General features: G+C 49.9%; 1 rRNA gene. It reads left to right on the top strand.

Going from position 1 to position 2,275, the window contains the following annotated elements:
- A 23S ribosomal RNA gene (locus AC0INN_RS21715) occupies positions 1-2,262 on the top strand; the annotation flags it as partial.
- Positions 2,263-2,275: the final 13 nt, after the last annotated feature.

A 2,275-nucleotide genomic window follows, 5' to 3' on the forward strand; every position in this document is an offset into this window, starting at 1 on the left:
TACGCCTACAAGCGGTCGGAGCCCACAAGTTGGGTGACGGCGTGCCTTTTGCATAATGAGCCTACGAGTTAATTTTACTAGCGAGGTTAAGGACTTCAGGTCCGGAGCCGGAGCGAAAGCGAGTCTGAATAGGGCGGATAGTTAGTAGGATTAGACGCGAAACCTTGTGATCTACCCATGGGCAGGTTGAAGCTCTGGTAACACAGAGTGGAGGACCGAACCGGTTGACGTTGAAAAGTCTTCGGATGACCTGTGGGTAGGGGTGAAAGGCCAATCAAACTGGGAGATAGCTCGTACTCCCCGAAATGCATTTAGGTGCAGCGTTGATTATAAGTTTATTAGAGGTAGAGCTACTGATTGGATGCGGGGGTTTCACCGCCTACCAATTCCTGACAAACTCCGAATGCTAATAAATGTTGATCAGCAGTGAGGGCATGGGTGCTAAGGTCCATGTCCGAGAGGGAAAGAACCCAGACCAACAGCTAAGGTCCCCAAATATATGTTAAGTTGAAGCAACGCGGTTGGACTGCATTGACAGCTAGGATGTTGGCTTGGAAGCAGCCATTCATTTAAAGAGTGCGTAACAGCTCACTAGTCGAGCGGTCCGGCATGGATAATAATCGGGCATAAACATATTACCGAAGCTATGGATTTGTACATTGTACATCTGGTAGGGGAGCATTCTGTTTGCGCCGAAGCAGTATCGTGAGGTATTGTGGAGCGGACAGAAAAGAAAATGTAGGCATAAGTAACGATAAAGGGGGCGAGAAACCCCCTCACCGAAAGACTAAGGTTTCCTCAGCCATGCTAATCAGCTGAGGGTTAGTCGGGACCTAACGCGAACCCGAAAGGGGTAGTGGATGGACAATGGGTTAATATTCCCATACTTGCTCACACTAAAAAGGGGACGGAGTGCCGTACCTGCTGGAGACTGACGGAATAGTCAAGGCCTAGCCTTCGGGCGAAGCTGCTGCAGGGAAAGTGCTTCCAAGAAAAGCCGAAGTGAAGCAACCCGTACCAAAACCGACACAGGTAGTCGAGGAGAGAATCCTAAGGTGCTCGAGTGAGTCGTGGCTAAGGAACTAGGCAAAATAGTCTCGTAACTTCGGAAGAAGAGACGCCATCAGCAATGGTGGCCGCAGTGAAGAGGCCCAGGCGACTGTTTATCAAAAACACAGGACTCTGCTAAATCGAAAGATGCTGTATAGGGTCTGACACCTGCCCGGTGCTGGAAGGTTAAGGAAGGGCGTTAGCGTAAGCGAAGCGTTTGACTGAAGCCCCAGTAAACGGCGGCCGTAACTATAACGGTCCTAAGGTAGCGAAATTCCTTGTCGGGTAAGTTCCGACCTGCACGAATGGTGTAACGATCTGGGCACTGTCTCAGCCACGAGCTCGGTGAAATTGTAGTATCGGTGAAGATGCCGATTACCCGCAATGGGACGAAAAGACCCTGTGAACCTTTACTATAACTTCGTATTGACTTTGAGTAAGTAATGTGTAGGATAGGTGGGAGACTATGAAGCAGGCACGCTAGTGTTTGTGGAGTCAACGTTGAAATACCACCCTTTACTTACTTGGAGCCTAACTTCCTTTAGGAAGGACATTGCGTGGTGGGTAGTTTGACTGGGGTGGTCGCCTCCAAAAGAGTAACGGAGGCTTTCAAAGGTACCCTCAGCACGCTTGGTAACCGTGCGTAGAGTGTAATGGCATAAGGGTGCTTGACTGTGAGACCTACAAGTCGATCAGGTGCGAAAGCAGGACATAGTGATCCGGTGGTTCCGTATGGAAGGGCCATCGCTCATAGGATAAAAGGTACTCCGGGGATAACAGGCTAGTCTCCCCCAAGAGCTCACATCGACGGGGAGGTTCGGCACCTCGATGTCGGCTCGTCACATCCTGGGGCTGGAGAAGGTCCCAAGGGTTGGGCTGTTCGCCCATTAAAGTGGCACGCGAGCTGGGTTCAGAACGTCGTGAGACAGTTCGGTCTCTATCTATTGCGGGCGTTAGATGTTTGAGAGGGCTTGATTCTAGTACGAGAGGACCGAATTGAACAAACCTCTGGTGTATCAGTTGTACCGCCAGGTGCACCGCTGAGTAGCTATGTTTGGAAGAGATAAGCACTGAAAGCATATAAGTGCGAAACTCGCCTCAAGATGAGACATCTTTTAAGGGTCGTGGGAGATGACCACGTTGATAGGCTACAGGTGTAAAGTTGGTAACAGCATAGCCGAGTAGTACTAATTACCCGTAGATTTATAGCCTATAGGTTACACTA

It is taken from the genome of Chryseobacterium subflavum (assembly GCF_055762745.1).